Here is a 16,856-nt window from a genome sequence, read left to right on the forward strand (position 1 = left end):
CATTCCGCCGGCGACTTTCGTGGGCGCGAAGCCGGTCATGGGCCGGGTTCCGGAAGTCGGCGAACACACCGACGCCGTACTTGCCGAGTTCGGAGCACTGCCGCCGACAGAGCTCACGGACAGCCGCCGTTAGGTTCGGGTGGTCAGCATGCCGCACACGCATCGGGACAACGTCGTACAAGCGGCGAGGTCGTTTCTCTTCGTGCCCGGCGATCAACCGGCGCGCTTCGACAAGGCGGTCGACTCGGGCGCAGATCTGGTGGTGATCGACCTCGAGGACGCGGTCGCGGGAGACCGCAAGGACAGAGCGCGCGCAGCAGCGGTCGAGTGGCTCTCACACGGCGGTCGTGCATGCGTGCGGATCAACGACGCGTCGAGCCCGCTGTACGGCACCGACCTGGACGCTCTTGCCGGCATTCCCGGCCTCGTGGCGGTCATGGTTCCGAAAACCGACTCGCCGGAGTCGTCGACGGCTGCCGCCGAGCGGGCCGGCGTACCGGTGATCGCCTTGATCGAGTCGGCGATCGGCATGGTCCGCGTCCATGACATCGCCCGCACCCCCGCAGTCGCCCGCCTGGCCTTCGGGCACCTCGACTACGCACTCGACCTGGGCGCCGACCCCGGGTGGAGCGCGATGCTCCACGCCCGGTCGTCCCTGGTACTCGCATCGAGGGCGGCCGCGCTGCCAGGCCCCGTCGACGGTGTCACCACGGCGCTGGACGACGCCGAGACCCTTGACGGGGATCTGAGACGGGCGAAGGAGACCGGCTTCACGGCGAAGCTCCTCGTCCACCCCAAGCAGGTGGCGCTCACCCACGCCGCGTTCCGGCCCGACGAGGAGGCGGTCCGCTGGGCCCGCCGCGTCGTCGCATCCGCCACCGGGAGCAGCGCTGCCCGCGTGGACGGACACATGGTCGACGCCCCGGTCCTCGCACGGGCCAAGGCCATCCTGCAGCGAGCCGGCTGACAGCCGCACCGGCGTACGGGTGGCGCAGCACGCCGTGCCCGTGGGTCTGCGCACACCTTCATGCACCAGATGAATCACCGGGCGAACATTCCCGGCCTCGTCAACTCCGGCTCCGGCCAACATCCTTTGTTTACAGGCGATGTCCGTCTTGTGACAGGCAGGAGAAGCCATGTCCCTCACCACCCAGCGCCCCAGCGACCTCGACCGCAAGCGCTTCTTCATCGACGGAGCGTGGGTCGACCCGAGCGGTGACCGCGTGCAGGAGCAGATCGAGGCCGCCACGGGTGAGCGCATCGGCGTGGCCGCGCTGGGCACGGAAGCGGACGTCGACGCCGCCGTCCGCGCCGCCCGGCGTGCACTGGACGAAGGCCCGTGGGGTCGTACCACCGCGGCCGAACGTGCCGAGGTGCTGCGCAGGTTCGCGGACGCGCTCGAAAAGCGCGCCGGTGACACCTCGACTCTGGTCAGCCGCGAGAACGGAATGCCGATCGGGCTCTCTCAGATGCTGAACGGCGGGGCGCCCGCCGTCCTCCTGCGGATCTACGCCGATGTCGTCGAGAGCCTTCCGCTGGAGGAGACGCGCCCGAGCCTGGCAGGCTCGACGATCGTCCGCCGCGAACCGGTCGGCGTGGTCGGTGCGATCACACCGTGGAACTTCCCGCAGGCGCTCGCCATGTTCAAGATCGCGCCGGCGCTCGCCGCCGGGTGCACGGTGGTCCTGAAGCCCTCGCCGGAGACCGCGCTCGACTCGTACGTCTTCGCCGACGCCGCCCAGGAGGCCGGGCTTCCCGCGGGCGTGCTGAACATCGTGCTCGGTGACCGTGACGCCGGCGCCGCGCTCGTGTCCCACCCGCTGGTCGACAAGATCGCCTTCACCGGGTCCACCGCGGCCGGCCGGGCCATCGGCCAGGAGTGCGGACGGCTGATCCGCCGGGTCACCCTCGAACTGGGCGGCAAATCGGCTGCGATCTTCCTCGAGGACGGCAACGTCGAGACACTGCTGGCCGGCCTGGACAACGCGTCCTTCCTCAACAACAGCCAGACCTGCACGACACAGTCGCGGATCCTCATCGCACGCTCCCGCTACGACGAAGTGGTCGACGCCGTCGCGGGTTTCGCGGACGCCTACCGACTCGGGGACCCTCTCGACCCCACTGTGACCCTGGGCCCGATGGCCACCCGTACACACCTGGAGCGCGTCCTCACCTACATAGAGATCGCCAAGAACTCGGACGCCCGACTCGTCACCGGCGGTGGCAGGCCCGATCACCTGGGCCGCGGATGGTTTGTGCAACCGACCGTCTTCGCCGACGTGGACAACGCCGACCGGCTGGCCCGGGAAGAGGTGTTCGGCCCCGTCATGGCGCTCATCCCGTTCGACGACGACGATGACGCGGTCCGGATCGCCAACGACAGCAACTACGGCCTTGGCGGCTCGGTGTGGAGCGCCGACGAGGACCGCGCGCTGGCCGTGGCGCGCCGCGTCCGTACCGGCACGATCGGGCTCAACTACTACACCCTCGACCTCGGTGCGCCGTTCGGCGGATACAAGGACTCGGGCATCGGCCGTGAACTCGGTCCGGAGGGGATCAACGCCTACCTCGAGTACAAGTCCGTCTACGCGTCGACGAAATACCTCCCGGCATGAACCGGACACCAGGAACAACGAGAGAGGACGCGCAGTCATGACGGACCCCGTCGAGGTCGTCAACGCCTACTTCGCCTCAGTCACCGCAGCCGACCCGCGGGCCGTGGCCGACCTCTTCGCCGCGGACGCCGTTCTCCAGAACGCCGCCGGCACACTCACCGGTGCCGACGCGATCAGGCGGATGTACGAGAACGGCCTCGAGCCCGGTGCGATGAAGCCGAACCCCCGACGGTTTGTCGTCGACGGCGAGAACGTCGCCGTGGAGATCGACCTGATCGCCAACGGGAGTGCCGTGGCACTCGCCGACTTCTTCACCATCCGCAACGGAAAGATCGAACGCCTCGCCATCTACAGCCTCACCCCCACCGACGGACGTCTCTTCGACAAGGTCGGCGTCGACCCCGGCGCGGCGTGACCTGACGCCCCGCCGTACTGGGCGTTACCCCATCACCAGTTCACAAGGAGAACAATGAAGGTCGCAGTATTCGGCCCCGCACGGCGGGTCGGTGTGGTGCACGAAGGTTCCGTCGTCGACATCAACGCCGCGTACGCGAAATACCTGGCCGAGACCTCGCCTGCCGCCCGGCCACTGGCTGAGGCAGCCGCAGCCGTCCCCGCCCAGCTCAACGCGTTCATCGAGGAGGGGGCGCGGGCCCTGGACGGTGCGCGGGCCGCGCTGGAGTACCTGCTGGACCAGGCGCAGGACGTGCGTGGGCTGACAGGGGAGCAGCTCTGGTTCGCACTCGACGAGGTGCGGCTGCACGCCCCGGTAGAGGGACAGTCCCGCGTCCTGTGCGCTCTTGCCAACTTCGCCGACCACATGCAGAGCGCGGCCGAGAACTCCCACGGCGAGGACACCGAGGAAACCATCAACCGTCTCCTCGCGGGAGGACCCAAGTTCTTCGTGAAGGACCACCGCGCCGTCTCCGCGAGCGGCGATCCCCTGCGCTACCCGGCACGCACCCAGCGGCTGGACTACGAGGCGGAGGTGGCCGTCGTGATCGGCAGGAGCGGCCGCGACATCAAGGGCGATGACCTCGCTTCCCATGTGTGGGGCTACACCCTGTTCAACGACTGGTCGGTGAGGGACAACGTCTCCTTCGGCCCCGATTTCATGCACTCGAAGAACTTCGACGGCTCCGCGACGATCGGACCCTGGATCGTCGTCGACGACGGTATCGATCCGCAGGACATTCCCATCGAATGCCGGGTCAACGGCGAAGTGCGCCAGAGCGGCAACACGCGTTCCATGGTCCACTCCTTCGCCGCGCTCACCGAGCATCTCTCCAGGGACACGACCCTGTTGCCCGGCGACCTGATCGCCAGTGGCACGCCCAAGGGCACCGCCGTCGACTCCAGCCGGCAGGGACCCGACGGATCGTTCCCGGACACGCTGTTCCTCAAGCCCGGTGACGTCGTGGAAGTCTCCTCCGCCCTGATCGGCGCCATCCGCAACGAAGTCGTCAAGCCGACGGACTGAGGAGACGACCATGACCACGGAGAAGTTCGAGGTCGGCGGCGTCCTGTACGACCGCCCCTTCAAGATCCGCCGACTCAACCACTTCGGCATCAGCGTCGACGACACCGGCGAGTCGGCGAGGTTCTACCGGGACGTGCTCGGGTTCGCGGAGTCCGACAAGCTCGATCTCCAGAAGTATGACCCGGGCCCCTGGCTCGACTCGGTCCCCGACAAGCACGTCTACTTCCTGCGGCACAACAGCGACCACCACACCTTCGTGCTCATGCCGCGCCCGTGGGTCGAGCACCGGGAGCCGCCGGCCCGTTTCGACATCACGGTCAACCAGATCACCTGGCAGGTCGGCAGCCTCCGCGAGGTGGTCGAGGCGCGGCGCTGGCTCGCCGAGCTCGGGCAGAAGATCGGCCGCTACGGCCGCGACCCCGGGTCCAACTGGCACACCTACTTCCCGGACCCGACCGGCCACACCAACGAGCTGGAGTACGGCATCGAGCAGGTCGGCTGGGACGGCCTGAGCAAGCCCGAGGTGACGTGGCCGTGGCTGAACGAGCACCCCGAGCTGCCGTACAAGGCGGAGTCGACCGAGCTTGCCGAAGCCCTCGCCGGCGGCGTCGATCTGACGTCGGGCCACCGCTGGCTGGATGAGCTGCCCAAGACGTACGACGTCGGTGGTGTCCTGCTCGCGCGGCCGTTCAAGCCGGTGCGGATCGGACCGGTGAGCATCTTCGTCGAGGACCTCGACGCGGCGGAGCGTTTCTACACCGAGCGCCTCGGCCTGCACAAGAGCGAGGAGTCCTCGGTCGCCGGGCACCGCGTCCTGTTCCTGCGGGCGAACACCGAGCATCACAGCCTGACGCTCCTCCCACTGGAACTGCGCGGCGTGCTCGGCGCGCGGGAGGACAGCACCTTGCTCGCCTTCGGCGTGCAGGTCGGTTCCTACGAGCAACTCCGCGAGGCGAAGGAGTTCCTGGAGGAGAAGGGCGTCAAGCTCATCGACCTGCCGCAGGAGATCCACGCGGGGATCGACTACGTGATCCACGCGGTCGCCCCCGACGGGCACGTGATGCAGCTGTACTACTACATGGAGCAGGTCGGCTGGGACGGCCGCGTACGGCCGGAGGGCGAGCGCCGGAAGGTCCAGGCCGGCGTGTGGCCACAGACGCTGACGCCGCTCTTCGACACCTACGGCGGCGAGACCTTCTGGGGACCGCTCGGCTGACGGACGGCGCCGTGCCGTCCGTCGCTCATGACGCACCACGAGAGAGGTCCTGTTGCCTGAGATCAAATTCCACCATGCCGGAGGCGAGACGGACATCGTCGAGGCGGACGCTGGTGTCAGCGTGATGCGCGCGGCAGTGGAGAACGGCGTGGCCGGCATTGTCGGTGAGTGCGGGGGGCAGGCGATGTGTGCGACCTGCCATGTCCTCGTTCGCGACTCCTACTTGAGCGGGTTGCCGCCCATCGGTGACGACGAGGAAGAGATGCTCGAGTGCACGGCCAGCCCGCGCGACGGGCTACGCAGCCGCCTGGGGTGTCAGCTGACGCTGGGCGTAGATCTGCAGGAGGTCGAGGTCGATGTGCCCGAGTCCCAGGTCTGACCCTGCCGTCCGCCGCGTGGTCGTCATTGGTGCCGGACATGCCGGGGTCCAGGTGGCGGATGCGTTGCGCGCGGGCGGCCATGCCGGTCCCCTGGCCCTCGTCGGCGACGAGCCCGTCCTGCCCTACCAGCGTCCACCGCTGTCCAAGGACTACCTGTCACCCACCCGGACACCGGCCACGCCCCATTTGCGGGCGCGACAGTACTTCGCCGGCCATCGGATCGACCTGCACACCGGTGTCACCGCCACCGGTCTGGGGCGGCCATCACGCACTGTTCGGCTTTCCGACGGCCGCGAGTTGCCCTACGACGTCCTGGTGCTGGCCACTGGGGCGGCCAACCGCACGCTCGCCGTCCCAGGATCCGACCTGGCGGGCATCCACACGCTGCGTACCCTCGGCGACGCCGACACCCTGCGTGCGGCCCTGTCCCGAAGCCGGGCAGTGCTCGTCGTCGGCGCCGGGTTCATCGGCCTGGAGTTCGCCGCGGCGGCCCGCAAGCACGGGCTTCGGACCACCGTCCTGGAGGCAGCGGACCGCCCCCTGGGCCGAGCGCTGTCCGCGGAGATGGCCTCCCACCTCACGGCCGCACACCGGACGGCCGGCACCGATCTACGGCTCGGTGAGGCGGTCGCACGGTTCACCGGAGACGGCGGTCGCGTGAACGGTGCCATCAGCACCACGGGTGTGCGGTACCAGGCTGATCTCGTAGTCGTAGGTATCGGCGTCGTGCCGCGGGTCGAACTCGCCGTCCAGGCCGGCCTTCCGGTCGCGGACGGGATCGTCGTCGACGAGTATCTGCGCACCGCCGACTCCGCGGTATACGCCGTCGGCGACTGCGCCAACCACCCCAACGTGCACGCCGGTGTCCGGATGCGGGTGGAGTCGGTACAGAACGCCACCGACCAGGCGCGCCACGTCGCCTCGACGATCCTCGGTGGCACTGATGCCTACGCGGACCTGCCCTGGTTCTGGAGCCACCAAGGTGAGCTGAAGCTGCAGATCGCCGGCGTGCGCCGGCCCGATGACGAGAGTGTCGTGACCGGTGATCCCGACGCCGGCCGTTTCTCGGTCTGCTGCTACCGGCGGGGCCGCCTCGTCGCTGTCGAATCGCTCAATCGTCCCGCTGACCACGTGGCGGCGCGGCGCGTGCTGACGGCCGGTCGCTCACCAGAACCCGGACAACTGCGCGATCCGGGGTTCAGCCTCAAGGAGTTCGCCCGGGAGACCGTGGCGGCCCGCTGAGTATCCGCACTTCCTCCGAGGAGCTCCCATGACAATGACGTCGCCTTCTCCTGTGCCCAGCGCGGACTGGGTGGACCCCGTGGTGATGTCCGCCGATCCCTACCCCACCTACCGCCGTTTGCTCGACGAATCTCCGGTGGCATGGGTCCCCCCGCTGAACCTGTATCTGGTGACCTCGTCCCGGGCGTGCCGGGCCATCGAAGAGGACCAGCAGACCTACAGCGCGAAGCTCACCGGGGACGGCGGCACCATGGCCAGGGCGGTGGGCGCCCGGCCGATGCTCAGCAAGGACGACCCCGACCACGCGACCGAGCGGCGAGTGATCAACCCCACCCTGCGGCCCAAGAACCTGCGCGCCCGCTGGGCCCCGGTGTTCGAACACAACGCTCGCACTCACCTCGCCGTCCTGCGTGAGCAGGGCCCCGACCAGGCCGAGCTCAACCGCGACTACGCCGCCCCCGTCGCCTCGCAGAACCTGATCGACCTGCTGGGATTCAAAGACGTCGACATCGAGGACATGCGGCGTTGGTCGAACGCCTTCGTCGCGGGCATTGGCAACCTCTTCGACGATCCGGAGATCTGGCGGCGCAACGACGAGGCCCGCGAGGAGGTCGATGCCCTGCTCGACGAACTCATCCCTTTCTACCGGTCCCACCCGGACGACACGATCGTGTCCGCGTTCGCCAACGCAGAGCTCCCGCTGACGCAGGCCACCGCGAACATCAACCTGATCATCTCCGGAGGCATGAACGAACCGCAGCACGCGATCACGAGCTCGGTGTGGGCTTTGAGCCGCCATCCCGGCCAACGCGAGCGGGCGCTCGCCGATCCGGCCCTGTGGCCGGCGGTGTTCGACGAGACCGTACGATGGCTGTCCCCGATCGGCATGTACCGTCGGGTGACGACGCGTGAGGTTGTGCTGAGGGATGTGACGCTTCCGGCGCACGCACCGATCGGCGTTGTCGTCGGCGCGGCCAACCGTGACCCCGCCGAGTTCGAACGCGCCGACGAGTTCGACATCACCCGCCCCCGACAGCCGCACTTGGCTTTCGGCAGCGGCGTGCACCTGTGCGCCGGTCACTGGGCCGCGCGCATCGGCATCGGGGAGATCGCGATACCACTGCTGTACACGGAACTTCCCGGACTGCGCGCCGACCCGCGTCGCCAAGAGGCATGGCACGGCTGGTTCTTCCGCGGACTCACCGCACTTCCCGTGACCTGGAACTGAGCGGGTGCAGTAGGAGGCACCCCGGTCTCTCCGCCGTCTACGGCTGGTGCGCAGTGTGCTCGGCGGACAGGGCCGCCTGCCTAGGCCGAGCGCAGCAGCGCCCTCGTCGAGGGGGACGGCTCGGGTCACCGGGCGGGGGCTCGGCGGCGGCTTGGCCCGGAGGAGAGCGTCATGGCGTTGGCGTTGTCCTCTGTGCTTGGCCGTCGACGCGCACGAGCCAGTCGCGGAGGCGTGACGCGACTGTGTCCGGGTCTTCGAGGGGCGAGAGGTGGCCGATCCCTTCGAGTACGTGCAGCTCCGTATCGGGGATCGAGCTCGCCATCTCCTCGCTCAGCCGGAGTGGGGTGATCGCATCGGCATCACCGGCGACGATCAATGTGGGCACCTCGATCTTCGCAATCTCCGATGTGCGATCGCGCCGGTCCAGCACCGCGAGTTGCTGGGCCGTGAAGACTTCGGCGCCGAGGTCACGCGCCATCGCGGCCGCGAGGGCGGTCACATCGGGGCGGGCCGGCGCGACGGCACCGCTGACCCGGTCCACCGCCTCGCTGAACCGGCCGGACTCGGCCAGTTCGATGACGCTGATCGAGCTCTGCCTGCGGTCGGTCGGTGCGGCAATCGCGGAAGTGTTCAGCAGCGCCAGTCCCGCGACTCGCCCAGACGCTTTGAGTGCGATGTCCAAGGAGACATAGCCTCCCATCGAGATCCCGGCCAGGTAGAACCGGTCCGGTGCCTGGGCGAGCACATCGTCCGCCATGGACTCGATCGAGTCCCCGCTGCCTTGAACGACCACGCATTCCAAGAGGTCATGGACCCGGTTGATGACTGGTTGCCACAGCCGGGCGTCGCAGCCCAGCGCGGGCACGAGGACCAACGGATACCGGAGCACGGTCGGCTCCCTTTCTTGTCGCTCTGGAATGTGGCGGTTGAGGGCTGAGGACGGCGAGCTAGGAGGCCGCGCCGTCGACACTCAGGATGGTGCCGGAGGTGAAGCCGGCGTCCTCCGAGACCAAATAGGCGACGGCCGAGGCGATCTCATGGGCGGTCCCGGTTCGACCGGCCGGGATGGCCGCCCGGATGGCGGCCTGGTCCGTGTCGGGGAGTGCGTCGAACACCCTCCTCACACGGCCCTCCTCGGGCAGGACGAGCCCGGGGGAGACCGCGTTCACGGTGATCCCGTTGCGGGCGAGGTCTTTGGCGAGCTGCCTGGTGAAGCCGTTGACCGCGGCTTTGGACGTGGCGTAAGCGAGCCGCGCGCCGACGGTCCCGGACGGGCCGGAGAGGCCACGTGACACTGCGGACGAGAAGTTGACGATCCGGCCGTAGCCGTTCCGGCGCATGATCGGGACGGCGTACCTGCAGCACAGGAACGCGCTCGTGACGTTGTTGTCCAGCACGGTGTGCCAGGTCCGCGACGACAGGTCGTCGATGTCGCGCACCTGCTCTGTCCCACTGCCACCCGCGGTGTTCACGAGCGCGTCGACACGCCCGAGAACGGCGTCGATCTCCGCGAACGCGTCGGCGACGAGTTCCTCGCTGGAAAGATCGACGGGGATCGTCCGGACCGTGGTGTCCGGGAACCGGCTCTCTATTTTCTCCCTGGTCTGTTCCAGGCCCTCCTTCTGCAGGTCCAGGAGGGCGATCGCGAACCCTTCACCGGCAAGGCGGAATGCGATCTCCGCGCCCAGTCCTTGGGCCGCTCCCGTGATGACCGCGCTCCGCCGGTCCGCTGCCTCACCCATCACCGTTACTCCTCGTTGCAGATTGTTCAGAACACGAACTCGCCGACGGCCTGCCAGCTCAGTTCCCGTCGCAGGCGCGCCCGCAGCTTGACGAACTCGGCGCGCCGCTCGAAGGCCAGCACGCCCGTCACCGCCTCGCCCCGGCGGTAGAGGAAGAGCGAGCCGTCAGCGGCGCGGCTCTCCACGATCTCCTCGTCGCCGGCCAGATGGCCCGCGAACTGGATGCGGACGCCGTGCTGGTCCGACCAGAAGTACGGCACGTTCGTGAAGCCTTCGCCCTCGCTGCCGCGGAGGAGCTTCACCGCGTTGATTCCCGCGGCGCGTCCTTGCTCGGCAGCGCTGGTCCAGTGCTCGACGCGCATCACGGTTTCGAACCGCGCGTTGGGCCAGCGGACGATGTCTCCGGCGGCGAACACGTTGTCCGCCGCCCGGAGAGTGGCATCGGCCAGGATCCCGTTGTCGAAGACCAGCCCGGAGTCCTGGAGCCAGTCGATCGACGGGCGGACGCCGACTCCGACGACGATGACGTCGGCGGGCAGCCACGTGCCGTCGTCGAGCACCAGCGAGCGGTGCCCGTCCTCGTCGGCGACGCCGACGCCGCCGCTGCCCAGGAACAGGCCGACGCCCGCCTTCCGGTGCAGTGCCGCGTAGGCGTCGGCGACCGGCTCGCCGAACCGCCCCAGCGGCTTCGCCGCCAGGTCGACGAGCGAGACGGTCCGCCCTGCCTTCTGAAGCGTCGAGGCGAACTCGCCTCCGATGAAGCCGGCTCCGACGATCGCGACCGAGGCCCCCGGATCGGCGACCGCCGCACGCAGGGCGGTCGCGTCCTCGAAGCGGCGCAGCGTGTGAACACCGGCCCGGCCGGCGAACAGGGGAGGGATCACCGGCCGGCATCCGGTCGCGATGACGAGCGCACGATACGTCAGTGCTCCGTCGGGCAGAAGGACGGTGTTCGCCTTCGTGTCGAGCGCCCGGGCACGGGTGTTGAGTCTGAAGTCGACCCCTTGGTCGCGCAGTCCCGTGGCGAAGGGATAGACGAGCGTGTCCACGTCGAGCCGTTCGTGCAGGGAGACCTTGGACAGCGGAGGGAGCTCGTACGGCAGGTGCGGCTCGTCGCTGATGACCGTGACCTTCAGCTCCGGGGCGTGGCGTGCGACGGCTTCCGCGGCCCGCAGGCCGGCGGTCGACCCGCCGACGACGGCGACATCGGTGGTGGATGCGGTCACGGTCTCAGACCTCCGTGAGGGTGCTCACGGCGGCGACGGTTCCGTCGGCGCCGCGTGCCTCGGCACCGTGCTGCAGCCCGTCCGCGCCGGGGACGACCGTGATGGTCTGCGGCTTGGTCAGCGGGGAGACGAAGCGGTAGCCGAAGGTCTTGCCCCGCAGATCGATGCCCTGGCGGCGGAGGTGTTCGCCCGTCATGAGCGCCAGCAGGGGCCCGTGGATGACGAGACCGTCGTACCCCTCCCGCCGGCACCAGTCCAGGTCGTAGTGGATGCGGTGCGCGTTGTAGGTCAGCGCCGAGAAGCGGAACAGCAGCCGCTCGTCGACCGCGAGGTCCAGCGTCGGCCCGGCCGGGGCCGTCGTCGCCGCGGGCGGGGGCGGCAGCGCCCGGGAGCCGGGAGCGCGGTAGACGATGTCCTGCTCCTCCCGGATCGCCAGTTCGCCGCCCTGGAAGATTTCCTGGAGGACGGTCGTCAGCGTCAGTGGTCCGGTCCTGCCCGCCTTGTCGACGGACCGCTTGATCGATGTCACCTTGGTCGCGGGCTCCCCGATCAGGAGGCGGCGCAGCGTCGTCACCCTGCCGCCGCCGAACATCCGCCGGCGTCCCGGGCCGGGAGGGGCGGGGATTCCCGTCACGGGATGGCCGTCCTCGCCGAGCTCGTGTTCCGGGCCGCGCTCCAGCAGGTAGGTCCAGTGCCACAGTGGGGGCACCGGGTCTCCCGCCGCGTGCGGCATCTCGATGTCCAGCGCGGCCGCCAGGGACTGAGTCGGCTCGGACGCGATGACCTCGGTCCGCTCGACCGTCCGCGTTCCCTCGCTCGTGACCATGTCACTCTCCTTGTCTTCCGGCGCGAAGAGCGCGCAGGAGCTCCGACAGGTCCGGAGCGTCGTCCAGGTTCTCCACCGCCCGCACCAGGTCTCGCGCGGCCTCGTGCCCGTAGGGCCCGAGCAGTGCCTCCGCCTTGCGAACGACCTCCGCGTGTGACAGCGGGTTCTGCGCCGACCCTTTGGCGGTGGTGGGGTTGCCGGCGGGAAGCGTCACCGTCTCGCCGTCCGTGAACTCCACCGCCAGCCGTGGCCCGTCCTCCAGCTGGATGCCGCTGTCGACGTGCATCGAGATCTTATGGAACGTCGCCCGGATGCCGGGCTCGTCGATGCGGGGCGGGTCGAACTGGTCAAGTCCGACGCTCCTGTGGTGCAGGGCGATCGTCACGGCGTACGGGAGGCTGAACTGTGCGTCGAACACCGTCTCGATGGGGTCGACCGACAGCATGTTCACCGCTGTCTCACCGGCCGTGATCGAGATGTGCCGTACATCCTCGGGCTTGAGATCCCGCTCCTGGATGAGAGCGAGCACCGTGTCAATCGTGGAGTGGCTTCCGCGGCAGCAGGCGTAGGGCTTGATGTACGCGGTCGCGACGTTGAAGTCGACGCCGAGGTCCTGCAGTGCCTTGTCCGCGTACCCCTGTCCGCCGTTGTAGACGGCGAACAGGCCGCCCCACTCGGCCTCGAAGATCCGCCGTGGGCCGGTGATCCCGGCGCGCGCGAGCAGCGCCGCGTCGACACCGGTCTCCCCGGCCTTGCCGGGATGGATCCGCTTGGTCCATGCTCCGTCGTCGATGAACGCCCAGACGCCGCCCGTGAAGGATCCGGCGATGCCCAGCGCGTCGGCGAAGCGCTCCGCGTCCAGTCCCAGGGCCTTCGCGCCGGCGGCGGCAGCGGCGAAGCTCCCCATGGTGCCGCTGGAGTGCCAGCCCCGGTCGGTGTGCGCGGCGAAGCCGCCGAGCGACTGCAGGGTCCGGTAGCCGATGTCGTACCCGGCGATCGTCGCCGCGATCAGTGCCCGCCCGTCGGCGCCGGTCGCCTCGGCGACGGCGAGGGCCGCCGGCAGCACGGTGGAACCCGCGTGCCCCGGTCCGCCTCCGTCGTCGAAGTCGCGCGCGTGTGCCGACGTCCCGTTCGCCAGCGCGGCGTGCGACGGGGGGAGCAGGAGCGGTGTCCCCCAGACGAGGCTGCCCGACTCGGACTGCTGCGTGCTCGTCAGGGCGTCCCTGACCCGCTGCGCCTCGTCGGTGTTCACCCCGGCGAGCGCCACCGCCAGCGTGTCCAGGATGTTGTCCTTGACCCGGCCGACGACCTCGGCCGGGATCTGGTCGAACGACAGGCCGGCCCAGTGCGAGGCCAGACATTCCGTCAGCGACCCTTCGGTGTCCGCCATCACGTCCCGCCTACGACTTGAGGTCAACGGTGAGCGACTTCACGAGCCACCGGCCGCCGGCCTGCCCGATCTCGGTGTCCTCCTCGACCACGACGGCATTCGGACAGCGCTCCACCAGGTAGCTGACGACCTCTTCCATCTCGACCTTCGCAAGCCCCTGTCCGAGACAGTTGTGGCTGCCCGTGCTGAAGGTCAGCGGCTGGTTGCGCTCACGTCCGAGCACGAAGTCCGCCGGATTCTCGAAGCGCGCCGGATCACGGTTGGCCGACCAGACCGCCACGTGGACGTCCGAACCGGCGGGGACGACGGTCCCGTTCAGCTCGACGTCCTCGGTCGCGATCCTGCTGATGACCCCGGGCCGGGGGTACAGCCGAAGCACCTCGACGACCGCCGCCGGGATCAGCGTCGGATCCTCGACCAGCCGCTGCCAGACCTCCCGGTCGCGCAGCAGGGTCCACACCACCAGACCTGTCTGGTGCGTGGTGTTGACGGAGCTCGCCTCGAGCATGGCGGCCGCTTCGTTGAAGAGCTCCTTCTCGGAGAGCTTGCCGACGTCGTGCTGTGCGATCAGGAACGACAGCATGTCCTCGCCCAGGCCCTGCGTGCGCTTGCGTGCGACGAGCTCCTCCAGGTAGGCGAACAACTCGTCGTACGCACCGACGATCACCGGTGTGAGGCTCGGGTCGCGGTTCAGCAGCGACAGGGTCCGCTCCGAGAGGCTCGCGACCTTGGGGGCGTCCTCGACCGGTGCGCCGGCGAGGTGGCAGTACACCCGCGCGGGCAGACGCCGGTCGACGGCACCGTGGAAGTCGACCGGCGCGGACGGGTCGAGGTCGGCGGCGAGGTCCTGGATGATCTGCCGCAGGGCGTCGCGGATGTTCTCGACGGTCGCCGGTCCCATGAAACGGGCCAGCGGCGTGCGCAGCCGGAGATGACGCGGGCCGTCAGCCATGAGCAGACTGTGCGCGCGGAAGTCGTGCACCGGACCGTCGGTGATCCCGAAGTCCTCCATCAGCTTGAGTGCGGCGTTCTGGAATCGCTTGTCCCGCAGCACGGTGGTCGCGAGCTCGTGGCTCAGGACGGTGTAGCCGGCCGAGCCGAGAGCGAGAGGGCCCTCGGCCAGGGCGCCGCCCGGGTGCGCGAGGGCATCCGGGGAGAACGGTTCGAAGTGCGGAAGGGGCGTGTTCATGAGCGTGAGATCGCCCCCAGCGGGCAGCAGAGGATGACTTCCTCCAGCTCGTCCGCACGACCGTCCTCGACTTCGGTCGTCAACTGTTCGAGCAGTCCGTTCTCACCGATCCGGAACACGTCCGGCATCAGCGCCGCACAGGTGCCGTTGGCGTCGCACCGGACGAAATCCACTTTGACCTCGACCATCTCGAGGAACTCCTCACTGAGTCAGGCAATGCTATCTGGCAAATATCAAAAAGTTGCCTCATCCATACATCGAATGTATGGGAGGGTCGGCTTATGAAACATGCGCGCCTATCTCGTCGTAGCGCAATGACTTGCAACGCTCCATCACAGATCGCAGGGGAACAGGTTCTCGGCCCGTGATGTGCTTGACATGGTGCGACATGATGGCTTGGTAGCCTTCAGAGATCGCTACTTCGGCGGATATCAATTCGTCACTTGCCCACATGTGCCCGTCCGCGCTCGGCGGCATGCTGGGGTCATAGGTCCGGGGAATCCCCACAGAATCGAAGAATGCGAGGCGCTCTTCGACCGAGACCGGCGCGTACTTGACGGGGACGCCGTGGACTTCGGTAGCGATCGCCGCGATGTCGTGGAAATTGAGCAACTCGCTGCCGGTGATCTCGTAGACCGCGTCGGCGTGCCGCTCGTTCTGCAGCAGGCAGGTGGCAGCGCTGTCGGCTACATCGCTCTTCGCGACCGGAGCGATGAAGCCATCACCCGTCGCCTGGGTGAGCAGTCCGCTTTCCACCCCGGGCGCCACAAGAACGTTGCTGACGATTTCGGAGTAGAGGGAGTTCCTGAGGATCGTGTACGTCAGACCAGACGCACGCAGATCAAGCTCGGTCTGACAGTGGTCCCTGGACGACAGTGCCGGATTGTTCGGCTGCACGCCTCCCACCGAGGTATACACGATATGCCGGATACCGGCCCGTTGTGCTGCGGAGATCGCATTCCGGTGCTCGGAAACCCTTCGTCCGAGGTTCAGTCCGCTGATGAGGAAGAGTATCTCCCCGCCGCTGTAAGCGGCGTCCAGGGAAGCCGCGTCCCGGTAGTCGCCTTGGCAGACGCGGTGCCGCTGTGTCCCACCCTGGTACAGCTTTTCTGGGGTGCGCGTCACAAGCGTCAGTTCGGCATCCGGGTCCGCGGCCAGAAGCAGGTCAGTGACGCGGTGCCCCAAGTCCCCCGAGGCTCCGCTGATGACAATGCGACCCATGGTGTGTCTCCATTTCGTCTTTCTCGAAACGTCTGCAGGGCACGTCAGCGCGCTGACGGAATTGGTCGTGGGGCGCGAGGGCTTCATGCCCAGGGGCCCTGGAAGAGACGCCGGCCACGGGATGCGGCGGACAGGCGGGCGTGCGTTCGGCCGCCCGTGACGCACACCGCTCCGTGGAAGGCCAGGGAGGCCTACGGCCCCTGGATGCCTCCGGTCCGCGGGCCGGCTGTCACCCGGCGGTCGTGCTGTCCTCGTGGGCCGCATAGTGGACGACCCGGGGCCTGGCGACACAGTGTGGTGCGACTGCCTCGGCGAAGGCATTCGCCTGCGGTGTTCCGGGGAAAACCTCGGTGTGGTCCTCGAGTCGTTCCCAACCGACGTGCAGCAGGTACGTGTCGGGGTGGTCGACGCTGCGCAGCAGTTCGGCGGATCGGCACCCGGGAGTCTCCAGCAGCAGATGCCGGGCCGTCGCGAAGTCCGCTTCGAGCCGGACGCCCGCCCCCGGATGGACCCGCAGTTCGGCGTGCTCGTAGATCATTGGTCCCCTTCGTCGCGTCCGGACGCCGTGCCCGAGGCACTCAGGTCCAGGAAGCCGCCGCGCAGGAAGATCAGGGGGGGATCGGTGGCGCGCAGTTCCAGTGACTCGACGCGGCCGACCACCTGGTAATGATCGCCGATGAGGTCGACCTTGAACCTCGTGCATTCCAGGGTGACGATCGCCTCGTCCAGCAGGGGCAGGCCGCGCGCCGACAGGTGCCAGTCCACGTCGAGGAAGCGGTCCTCGCTGCGCCGGGAGAACGACTTGCACAGCTCGCTGTGGCCATGGCCGAGGATGTTCACGCCGAAGTGGCTCGCCTCGTAGAGACGCGGCCAGGTCTTGGACGACCGGTCGACGAAGAACGTGATGAGGGGCGGGTCCAGCGACACAGAGGTGAAGGAGCCGACGGTCATCCCGACGGGCCCGGACCTGACGCTCGCGGTGACCACCGCCACACTGGTGGGGACGTGCCCGAGGGCGCGCCGGTAGTCGACGGGGTCGTCGGTGGTGGCGGGGCCGCCCTGCTGCGCGGCGTGGGCAGGCGGGGTCTGCATGGTCGTTGT

18 protein-coding genes are annotated in these 16,856 nt (G+C 68.7%); 8 read left to right on the forward strand and 10 right to left on the reverse strand.

Features of this window, described 5'->3' with window-relative positions; translation table 11 throughout:
• Nucleotides 1-148: 148 nt before the first annotated feature.
• From JF597_RS37585 to JF597_RS37620, 8 genes are all read left to right on the forward strand, one after another.
• Complete coding sequence (locus JF597_RS37585; protein WP_294006539.1) at nucleotides 149-967, forward strand: CoA ester lyase; 819 nt, start codon at nucleotides 149-151, stop codon at nucleotides 965-967.
• A 169-nt stretch (nucleotides 968-1,136) separates the two neighbouring features.
• Nucleotides 1,137-2,615 (forward strand): aldehyde dehydrogenase, encoded by a 1,479-nt coding sequence (locus JF597_RS37590; RefSeq protein ID WP_294006542.1) that lies wholly within the window; start codon nucleotides 1,137-1,139, stop codon nucleotides 2,613-2,615.
• 37 nt (nucleotides 2,616-2,652) lie between these two features.
• Nucleotides 2,653-3,030, forward strand: coding sequence for a nuclear transport factor 2 family protein (locus JF597_RS37595; protein ID WP_294006545.1), 378 nt, complete (start codon nucleotides 2,653-2,655; stop codon nucleotides 3,028-3,030).
• 54 nt (nucleotides 3,031-3,084) lie between these two features.
• The gene (locus tag JF597_RS37600; protein WP_294006548.1) at nucleotides 3,085-4,095 is read left to right on the forward strand and encodes a fumarylacetoacetate hydrolase family protein; all 1,011 of its coding nucleotides are present in this window, start codon (nucleotides 3,085-3,087) and stop codon (nucleotides 4,093-4,095) included.
• 10 nt (nucleotides 4,096-4,105) lie between these two features.
• Nucleotides 4,106-5,311, forward strand: a complete 1,206-nt coding sequence (locus tag JF597_RS37605; RefSeq protein ID WP_294006551.1) for a VOC family protein — start codon at nucleotides 4,106-4,108, stop codon at nucleotides 5,309-5,311.
• Between the two features lie 52 nt (nucleotides 5,312-5,363).
• On the forward strand, nucleotides 5,364-5,690 hold the full coding sequence (locus JF597_RS37610; protein WP_294006554.1) for a 2Fe-2S iron-sulfur cluster-binding protein: 327 nt from the start codon (nucleotides 5,364-5,366) through the stop codon (nucleotides 5,688-5,690).
• A gap of 16 nt (nucleotides 5,691-5,706) precedes the next feature.
• Nucleotides 5,707-6,933 carry an FAD/NAD(P)-binding oxidoreductase gene (locus tag JF597_RS37615; protein ID WP_294006557.1) on the forward strand — a complete coding sequence of 409 codons (1,227 nt, stop codon included), beginning with the start codon at nucleotides 5,707-5,709 and terminating at the stop codon, nucleotides 6,931-6,933.
• Between the two features lie 28 nt (nucleotides 6,934-6,961).
• The gene (locus JF597_RS37620; protein WP_294006560.1) at nucleotides 6,962-8,161 is read left to right on the forward strand and encodes a cytochrome P450; all 1,200 of its coding nucleotides are present in this window, start codon (nucleotides 6,962-6,964) and stop codon (nucleotides 8,159-8,161) included.
• Nucleotides 8,162-8,330: 169 nt separating this feature from the next.
• Here JF597_RS37620 and JF597_RS37625 read toward each other — a convergent pair whose 3' ends face one another.
• The 10 genes from JF597_RS37625 to JF597_RS37670 form a co-directional block, all read right to left on the reverse strand.
• Complete coding sequence (locus JF597_RS37625) at nucleotides 8,331-9,050, reverse strand: alpha/beta hydrolase (protein ID WP_294006563.1); 720 nt, start codon at nucleotides 9,048-9,050, stop codon at nucleotides 8,331-8,333.
• A gap of 58 nt (nucleotides 9,051-9,108) precedes the next feature.
• Complete coding sequence (locus JF597_RS37630; RefSeq protein ID WP_294006566.1) at nucleotides 9,109-9,903, reverse strand: SDR family NAD(P)-dependent oxidoreductase; 795 nt, start codon at nucleotides 9,901-9,903, stop codon at nucleotides 9,109-9,111.
• Nucleotides 9,904-9,929: 26 nt separating this feature from the next.
• On the reverse strand, nucleotides 9,930-11,129 hold the full coding sequence (locus JF597_RS37635) for an FAD/NAD(P)-binding oxidoreductase (RefSeq protein WP_294006570.1): 1,200 nt from the start codon (nucleotides 11,127-11,129) through the stop codon (nucleotides 9,930-9,932).
• A gap of 4 nt (nucleotides 11,130-11,133) precedes the next feature.
• Nucleotides 11,134-11,955: a mesaconyl-C4 CoA hydratase gene (locus JF597_RS37640; RefSeq protein ID WP_294006573.1), complete on the reverse strand. Its 822-nt coding sequence runs from the start codon at nucleotides 11,953-11,955 to the stop codon at nucleotides 11,134-11,136.
• Between the two features lies 1 nt (nucleotide 11,956).
• Nucleotides 11,957-13,345: an MmgE/PrpD family protein gene (locus tag JF597_RS37645; RefSeq protein ID WP_294006576.1), complete on the reverse strand. Its 1,389-nt coding sequence runs from the start codon at nucleotides 13,343-13,345 to the stop codon at nucleotides 11,957-11,959.
• Nucleotides 13,346-13,355: 10 nt separating this feature from the next.
• Nucleotides 13,356-14,534, reverse strand: coding sequence for a cytochrome P450 (locus JF597_RS37650; protein WP_294006579.1), 1,179 nt, complete (start codon nucleotides 14,532-14,534; stop codon nucleotides 13,356-13,358).
• The gene (locus JF597_RS37655) at nucleotides 14,531-14,722 is read right to left on the reverse strand and encodes a ferredoxin (RefSeq protein ID WP_294006582.1); all 192 of its coding nucleotides are present in this window, start codon (nucleotides 14,720-14,722) and stop codon (nucleotides 14,531-14,533) included. The genes JF597_RS37650 and JF597_RS37655 overlap by 4 nt, the downstream gene beginning before the upstream one ends.
• 91 nt (nucleotides 14,723-14,813) lie before the next feature.
• On the reverse strand, nucleotides 14,814-15,755 hold the full coding sequence (locus tag JF597_RS37660) for an SDR family oxidoreductase (RefSeq protein ID WP_294006585.1): 942 nt from the start codon (nucleotides 15,753-15,755) through the stop codon (nucleotides 14,814-14,816).
• 229 nt (nucleotides 15,756-15,984) lie between these two features.
• Nucleotides 15,985-16,293 carry an antibiotic biosynthesis monooxygenase family protein gene (locus JF597_RS37665; RefSeq protein ID WP_294006588.1) on the reverse strand — a complete coding sequence of 103 codons (309 nt, stop codon included), beginning with the start codon at nucleotides 16,291-16,293 and terminating at the stop codon, nucleotides 15,985-15,987.
• Nucleotides 16,290-16,847 (reverse strand): flavin reductase family protein, encoded by a 558-nt coding sequence (locus JF597_RS37670; RefSeq protein ID WP_294006591.1) that lies wholly within the window; start codon nucleotides 16,845-16,847, stop codon nucleotides 16,290-16,292. The genes JF597_RS37665 and JF597_RS37670 overlap by 4 nt, the downstream gene beginning before the upstream one ends.
• Nucleotides 16,848-16,856: the final 9 nt, after the last annotated feature.

This window comes from Streptomyces sp. (assembly GCF_019510245.1).
In the GTDB taxonomy this organism is placed as follows: Bacteria; Actinomycetota; Actinomycetes; order Streptomycetales; family Streptomycetaceae; genus Streptomyces.

Excerpts from the sequence above, each read along its gene's own strand:
- JF597_RS37630 (WP_294006566.1), bottom strand. The coding sequence starts at position 9,903 with ATGGGTGAGGCAGCGGACCGGCGGAGCGCGGTCATCACGGGAGCGGCC.
- JF597_RS37600 (WP_294006548.1), top strand. The coding sequence starts at position 3,085 with ATGAAGGTCGCAGTATTCGGCCCCGCACGGCGGGTCGGTGTGGTGCAC.
- JF597_RS37640 (WP_294006573.1), bottom strand. The coding sequence starts at position 11,955 with ATGGTCACGAGCGAGGGAACGCGGACGGTCGAGCGGACCGAGGTCATC.
- JF597_RS37620 (WP_294006560.1), top strand. The coding sequence starts at position 6,962 with ATGACAATGACGTCGCCTTCTCCTGTGCCCAGCGCGGACTGGGTGGAC.
- JF597_RS37655 (WP_294006582.1), bottom strand. The coding sequence starts at position 14,722 with ATGGTCGAGGTCAAAGTGGATTTCGTCCGGTGCGACGCCAACGGCACC.
- JF597_RS37605 (WP_294006551.1), top strand. The coding sequence starts at position 4,106 with ATGACCACGGAGAAGTTCGAGGTCGGCGGCGTCCTGTACGACCGCCCC.
- JF597_RS37665 (WP_294006588.1), bottom strand. The coding sequence starts at position 16,293 with ATGATCTACGAGCACGCCGAACTGCGGGTCCATCCGGGGGCGGGCGTC.
- JF597_RS37670 (WP_294006591.1), bottom strand. The coding sequence starts at position 16,847 with ATGCAGACCCCGCCTGCCCACGCCGCGCAGCAGGGCGGCCCCGCCACC.
- JF597_RS37660 (WP_294006585.1), bottom strand. The coding sequence starts at position 15,755 with ATGGGTCGCATTGTCATCAGCGGAGCCTCGGGGGACTTGGGGCACCGC.
- JF597_RS37650 (WP_294006579.1), bottom strand. The coding sequence starts at position 14,534 with ATGAACACGCCCCTTCCGCACTTCGAACCGTTCTCCCCGGATGCCCTC.
- JF597_RS37595 (WP_294006545.1), top strand. The coding sequence starts at position 2,653 with ATGACGGACCCCGTCGAGGTCGTCAACGCCTACTTCGCCTCAGTCACC.
- JF597_RS37590 (WP_294006542.1), top strand. The coding sequence starts at position 1,137 with ATGTCCCTCACCACCCAGCGCCCCAGCGACCTCGACCGCAAGCGCTTC.
- JF597_RS37645 (WP_294006576.1), bottom strand. The coding sequence starts at position 13,345 with ATGGCGGACACCGAAGGGTCGCTGACGGAATGTCTGGCCTCGCACTGG.
- JF597_RS37585 (WP_294006539.1), top strand. The coding sequence starts at position 149 with ATGCCGCACACGCATCGGGACAACGTCGTACAAGCGGCGAGGTCGTTT.